Origin of the sequence: Nostoc sp. JL34 (assembly GCF_017114945.1) — a bacterium.
Classification (GTDB): Bacteria; Cyanobacteriota; Cyanobacteriia; order Cyanobacteriales; family Nostocaceae; genus Nostoc.
This window is the reverse complement of the sequence record NZ_JABXKQ010000107.1, coordinates 45,974-52,586: the sequence shown is the minus strand read 5'-3', so window position 1 is coordinate 52,586 and position 6,613 is coordinate 45,974. Positions and strand designations below refer to the sequence as shown.

General features: G+C 44.2%; 4 protein-coding genes and 1 pseudogene. 4 read left to right on the top strand and 1 reads right to left on the bottom strand.

The window, feature by feature from the left end:
• A pseudogene (locus HWQ44_RS19075) lies at positions 1-2,482 on the top strand (ribosome assembly protein 4); the annotation flags it as partial.
• Positions 2,483-2,573: 91 nt separating this feature from the next.
• Complete coding sequence (locus HWQ44_RS19070) at positions 2,574-2,723, top strand: hypothetical protein (protein ID WP_292721660.1); 150 nt, start codon at positions 2,574-2,576, stop codon at positions 2,721-2,723.
• Here HWQ44_RS19070 and HWQ44_RS19065 read toward each other — a convergent pair.
• The gene (locus HWQ44_RS19065; RefSeq protein WP_292721658.1) at positions 2,717-5,452 is read right to left on the bottom strand and encodes a CBS domain-containing protein; all 2,736 of its coding nucleotides are present in this window, start codon (positions 5,450-5,452) and stop codon (positions 2,717-2,719) included. The two genes, HWQ44_RS19070 and HWQ44_RS19065, sit on opposite strands and share 7 nt — an antisense overlap.
• A gap of 152 nt (positions 5,453-5,604) precedes the next feature.
• On the opposite strand from HWQ44_RS19065, the gene psbZ reads away from it, so the two are divergent.
• Together psbZ and ribH are read left to right on the top strand one after the other, a co-directional pair.
• Positions 5,605-5,793 (top strand): photosystem II reaction center protein PsbZ, encoded by a 189-nt coding sequence (gene psbZ, locus HWQ44_RS19060; protein ID WP_179068007.1) that lies wholly within the window; start codon positions 5,605-5,607, stop codon positions 5,791-5,793.
• A gap of 192 nt (positions 5,794-5,985) precedes the next feature.
• Positions 5,986-6,564: a 6,7-dimethyl-8-ribityllumazine synthase gene (ribH, locus tag HWQ44_RS19055; RefSeq protein ID WP_292721654.1), complete on the top strand. Its 579-nt coding sequence runs from the start codon at positions 5,986-5,988 to the stop codon at positions 6,562-6,564.
• Positions 6,565-6,613: the final 49 nt, after the last annotated feature.

The window sequence follows — 6,613 nt, the reverse complement described above, 5'->3', positions numbered from 1 at the left end:
CGTTCATCCACCTTTGAACTGGATGAATCCATATCAGAACTCCGTTCATCCACCTTTGAACTGGATGAATCCACATCAGAACTCCGTTCATCCACCTTTGAACTGGATGAATCCATATCAGAACTCCGTTCATCCACCTCAGATACTCAAAATCCCCAGTCCCTAATCACTCAACTCCGCGAAAACGAACAGCGCAATCTCCGCACAGTGCTAATTTTTGATCAATTTGAGGAATTTTTCTTTGTTTACACCGAACCTGCACAAAGAAAGCAATTCTTTGAGTTTCTGGGAGAGTGTCTGAATGTTCTATCGGTGAAAGTTATCTTATCGCTGCGGGTAGATTACATCCATTACTTGCTAGAGTGCAATGATTTGTCCAGTCTGAAGATTATTGGCAATGACATTCTCAGTAATAATGTGCTTTACAAGTTGGGGAACTTCTCACCTGCTGATGCGAAGTCAATTATTCAGCGTTTAACTGAAAATACTAGTTTTCACTTAGAGGATGTTTTAGTTGAACAACTGGTGCAAGATTTAGCCGGAGAATTGGGTGAAGTTCGTCCCATTGAGTTGCAGGTTCTGGGGGCGCAACTGCAAACGGAGAATATTACAACTCTGGCAGAATATCGGCAGCTAGGCACTAAAGACGAATTGGTTAAGCGTTATTTGCATGAAGTTGTTAATGATTGTGGTGAAGAAAATCACCAAGCAGCAGACATATTACTGTATTTGCTCACCGATGAAAAAGGAACTCGCCCTCTGAAGACTCGCGCTGAGTTAGAACGCGATTTGCTACTGTACTTCTCGGAGATCCCCCCAACCCCCCTTAAAAAGGGGGGCTTTATTCTTTCTACCCCCTTTTTAAGGGGGGTTGGGGGGATCAGAAACTAGGGAGGATAAAGCTTTTGACATCAGCAAATTAGATTTAATTGTAGAAATTTTTGTCCAATCTGGCTTAGTGGTTTTGCTACCAGAAAACCCGGCTGACCGTTATCAACTGGTACATGACTACATCGCCGCTTTTATCCGCCAGCAACAGGAACCGAAGTTAAAGCAGGTGATGGCGGAACTGGAAAAAGAACGAGAACAAAGAAAACTCGGTGAGGTAAAATTTAATCGTTTTCTCAAACGCAGCATTTTTGGTTCCGTAGCCGCAGGTTTAGTCGTGGGTGTACAGGTGTGGGTAGCATTTTCATTGGTAGGAGAGGCAAATAAACTAAAAAAACAAGCCGAAATTAATGAAATTAACGCCCTTACTAATTCTTCAGAGACATCTTTTGTCTCTGGACAAAACCCGGATGCCTTAATAAAAGGCTTAAAAGCCGGGGGAAAACTCAAACTGACGCCTTGGGCAAATACAGATACCCAAATGCAGACTATGGCAACGTTAAGGCAAGCAGTTTATTTGCAGCCACAAGAGCATAAAGAAAATAGAGCTTTTGAAGTTAATACTTTAGAAGGGCATAGCAGTACGGTCTATAGCGTCGGATTCAGCCCCGATGGCAAGACACTGGCTTCTGGCAGTTCAGACAATACGATCAAACTCTGGGATGTCAGCACAGGCAAAGCCATCAAAACCCTGACTGGGCATAGCAGTAGGGTCTATAGCGTCGGATTCAGCCCCGATGGCAAGACACTGGCTTCTGGCAGTGATGACAAGACGATCAAACTCTGGGATGTCAGCACAGGCAAAGCCATCAAAACCCTGACTGGGCATAGCAGTAGGGTCTATAGCGTCGGATTCAGCCCCGATGGCAAGACACTGGCTTCTGGCAGTGATGACAAGACTGTGATTTTATGGGATTTGGATTTCGATAATTTATCACTCAGTGGTTGTAATTTGCTAAATAATTACCTCATTGCCCATCCAGAAGTGTTAGAAGAGTTGCAATCATGCCAAACTCCATCACAGAATGTGCTGGGGGCGACAGTGTTAGTCATCCAAGGTGAGAAGTTAGCGCGAAATGATGATATTAATGGCGCTGTTGAAAAGTTCCGCCAAGCGCAGCAGTGGGATAAGAAATTAAATTTTGATTTCCAAGCGAGAGCGAAAGAGTTTGTCAACAAAGGCAAGGCTGAAGGCTCAGTTGATGAAGGAAACAGCCGCTTACAAGAGAAAAAGTTTAAGGAAGCGCTAGCAGCTTATACCCAAGCTCTCAAGTTTGATCCAAAAGTCGAAATTCCTGCAAGTTCTTGGAATACACTATGCTGGGACGGAAGTATACAAAAACAAGCGGCTGATGTTTTACCAGCCTGTGAAAAAGCCGTTGCATTTGCACCTAAAGATGGCAACATTCGTGATAGTCGTGGCTTGGCTAGAGCGCTGACAGGCAACTATCAAGGGGCAATTGAGGACTTTGAAGCATACATCGCCCAGACTCAGGATAAAGATAGTAAAGCACAACGGCAGCGCTGGGTGAAAGATTTACGGGCGGGGAAGAATCTGTTTACAGAAGCAGAGCTTAAAAAGCTACAGAATTAGCCCTTTCCTCTTTACCCCTTACCCTTTTCCCCACTTCTGCAAGAAGTCTAATATATGAAATAGATTAAATAGATAATCACAAGCTGGAAGGATGGCATACAGCGATTTTAGTCTCGCTCAGGTGAAAAAGAGTTTTGACTTAACACTCGCTGAAACTCGTAATTTATTTGCTGATACAAAACCTGTTACACCATCAGAAATTCTCACCATGATTTTAATTGATTACATTCCTTTTCATTGAGGATAGTGTTGTGCTAAAAACTCTTCAGCCTCAGTCCTATCTTTAATCACTCCATCCAAAGTAGCAGCAAGTACATCATCTAATATTTGTCGATACTGGGGCCCTGGTTTGTAACCCAGTTTCTTTAAATCATTGCCATTCAGTAGTGGCTGGACATTAGCCCAAACAGTTAAATATTCCCAAATCTGATGTCTAATTTCTCGCGGACTTTGCACGGCGATTAAAATCAGCATTGCTAAATCGGACTGTTGCAACAACTGCACTACTTGACTGGGACTTTGACACTGAGGCAAAGATTCCATCACCTCAGCTTGGGCAGAAGCCAAGTTTTGCAAGCGTTTAATGCTATCCTCTTGCAGTTGCAGATTCTTTGCCACTTTCGCCCGATATTGTGGTGCTAGATGAGTGATTAACGCTTCTAAACGCATTTCCCAATGGATGAGAGTTGGTTGCGGGTCAAATCGCCGCAAACAGCGTTCTAGCAAACGTAATTGTCGCAGGACTTCCACATCTAGCTTCAGGCTAGGATGGATGCATTGCAATGCCCCTAAGTTATCGAGTAACTGCAAAGCCGATTTCCAGTAGGGGGCTTCTAGAATGTGTTTTAATTCTGTTTTCAGTCGAGTTTGTAGGGCTGGAGTTTTGCTATTCTCTTGAGAAGTGCGATCGTAAACACCACTGTTGATGGCATAGCGAATAAACTCTTCAGTTTGCGGTTCAATCTGAAATCCAAAGCGCACGGCAAAGCGCACGCCACGATAAATGCGGGTGGGGTCTTCGATAAAGCTGTTGGCGTGTAAAACCCGAATTTCTTTAGCTTGTAAATCGAGTAAACCACCAAAGAAGTCAAGTAATTCGCCAGCACGGGGAGTAGTAAGTCGCAAAGCGAGGGCATTGATGGTAAAATCTCGGCGATACAAGTCTTGCCGAATAGAACTCGCCTCAACTTCTGGATTTGCTGCTGGATAAGGATAAAATTCTGTCCTAGCGGTGGCAATATCCACCCATAAAGAATCTAATTCTGAGTCTTTATGCCACAACAAAGCAGCAGTTTGAAAAGCCCCGTGGATTTCTAAGCGAGCCGTAGGGTAAAGTTGTTGGAGTGCTTTTGCTAGTTCCACACCAGCGCCGACATCTGCTGATTTATGAAAGCCATCAACTACGAGGTCAATATCTTTAATCATCAAGGTGCCCGCTACTGCTTCGGCTAATAGCAAATCCCGCACTGCACCGCCCACTAGATAAAGATGCCAACCCCGTTTTTCTGCTTCTTGGGATGCTGTGGTGAGTAATTGCCACAATCGAGGAGCAAGTTTATTCTGCAACTCGACGCTGAGTCCTGTTAGCGGATAGCTAGAGTTTAGCCCATGCTGAATTCTGAGTGATGATTGAGACTCAGAACTCAGTCCTCGGAACTCAGCCCTGTTTTGATGTAATTCCCGCAAAACATCAGTACGAGTGACAATGCCAACTAACTGCTCATTCTCCAATACTGGTAAGCGCCCGATATCATAAGTTACCATCACCGACTCAATTTGTGGCAGTGTCGTATCTGGTGTAATAGTTTTGAGATTTGTGGTCATGTAGCCTTTAACTGGCGCATGACTAAATCCGTGGTGCAAGGCGATATCAATATCTCGCCGGGAAATAATACCTACTAATTGCCTTTGAGTATCGACTACAGATAAACCAGAGTGTCCATAGCGCAACAAAATGCGCTGGGCTTCGGCAATTGTGGTTTCAGGTAGAATCGTGCGGACAGGAGAGGACATCAAATCCCTAGCAGTGGGGGGATGGGGAATTTGTGCTTTTATCCCATCAAGGAGTTGTTTTAATATTGCCTGCGAATCTACTTGGCGGAGATTTAGTGATGCGGCTTGTGAATGACCCCCGCCACCTAGTAGTTGGAATAATAGGTTAAGATTCGTTTTGGGAATTTGCGATCGCCCAATTACAGTTAAGCGTGAATCTTCTTCACCCAAAGGATACTCATTAGCCAACAGTATGGCATCAATTTCGGTTAATTCCACGAGTTCTGATGCCAGACTTGATAACCCCGGCACAAAACCATTAGTTTTCAGAGTTACCCAAGCAACCGTATATCCACGCAAGCAAAGATATTCTAAATTTTCCAGCGCTTCAGTTAATAGCTGCTGCAATTGCAAAGACAAACCAGGGTCACGGTAAGTAGAAATTACTGATAAACTGGCACTTTGTTCCATCAACCAAGCCAAAGCGAGAGCATCCCGTGGTGTGGACTGGTCAAAGGTTAAGGAGCCAGTGTCAACGTGGATGCCCAAAGCCATCACAGTTGCTTCGGCAGTAGTGAGGGAAATTTGCTGTTGTTGCAATTGCTCCACAATTAAAGTTGTGGTGGCTCCTACTGAGTCAATATGCGATCGCGTGGCGAAAATATCTGATTCTTGTCCTAAGTGATGGTCATAAACTATAATCTCTCTGACATGGGGTAAATCTAACCACTCAGCAGCTTTACCCAAGCGATCGCGCTGTTGCGTATCCACCACAGTTAAAGAGCGAATTTTTTCTAAATTCACCGAACGGCGTTCAATCAGCGGATATTCATCCCGATGCAATGCTAAAAAATCCCGTACAGGAGGATGAGAGCCGCCAGTTAGCACAATCTTGCTTCCCGGTAGTAGGCGCGTTAACCCTACCGCTGCCCCTAGTGCGTCAAAATCTGCTGTTGTGTGGCAAAGAATTAAATCCATACTTCATTAGCCATTAGTCATTAGTACTTAGACGAAAGGACAAATGACTAAAATGTTGTAATTTCTGCTAGCTTAAAAATAATAAGAAAGTGTCAGTGTCGCCCTTTAGGATATTCTATCCTTAGTATTTCACTGTATTGGGAGAAGCAAAAATGACCATAATATTCCAATTTGCCTTGATAGGTCTAGTCCTATTGTCTTTTGTCCTGGTTGTTGGCGTCCCCGTTGCTTACGCCACACCCCAAAATTGGGGTGAATCTAAAAAACTGCTCTGGGTTGGTTCTGGTGTCTGGATTGGTTTGGTATTTTTAGTTGGTTTGTTAAACTTTTTTGTCGTGTAGGCGACGGCTTCGTTCTGGCGCAGGCACATAATATAAGAACTAGAGGGGCAGAAAAGCCAAGGTCAAAGGTTAAGGGAAACAAGAGATTTTTTCTTTTTCCTGATAACTTCATCCTGACCGCGCTTTCCTGCTCCTCTACATTTAAATAAGAAATGTATATTGGCCAGAAGTATAGTTGATAAAGAGGCAATCATGGCAGTTTTCGAGGGAACTTTTACCCAAACGGAGCCTTTGCGGTTTGCAGTGGTGATTGGTCGATTCAATGACCTCGTTACCGGAAAGCTGCTAGAGGGATGTCAAGATTGTTTAAAACGCCACGGTGTAGACCCTAACCCCCAAGGTAGTCAGGTGGACTATGTTTGGGTTCCGGGAAGTTTTGAGGTACCTTTAGTAGCTCGCCAATTAGCACTTTCCCATCGTTATGATGCTGTAATTTGTCTTGGCGCAGTCATTCGAGGGCAAACACCCCATTTTGATTACGTATCCTCAGAGGTTTCTAAAGGCATTGCCGCTGCTAGCTTTCAAACTGGTGTGCCAGTAATTTTTGGCATTTTGACAGTAGATACTATGCAGCAAGCCTTAGAACGGGCAGGCATCAAAGGTAATCATGGCTGGGATTACGCCCTAAATGCCCTAGAAATGGCAAGCCTGATGCGGCAACTGCGTTCTAACCTGGCAGAGCCATATTCTCTTAATAGCCAGTCTTTGCCAGCCTCTTTTCAAAGTGCCAGCGTTGGCAATTTAACTGCGGAGTCAGAAGAACTGGGCTAAATGAGTTAAATGAGTGTTGAGTTATGAGTTAAAAAAACTCAGCACTCAT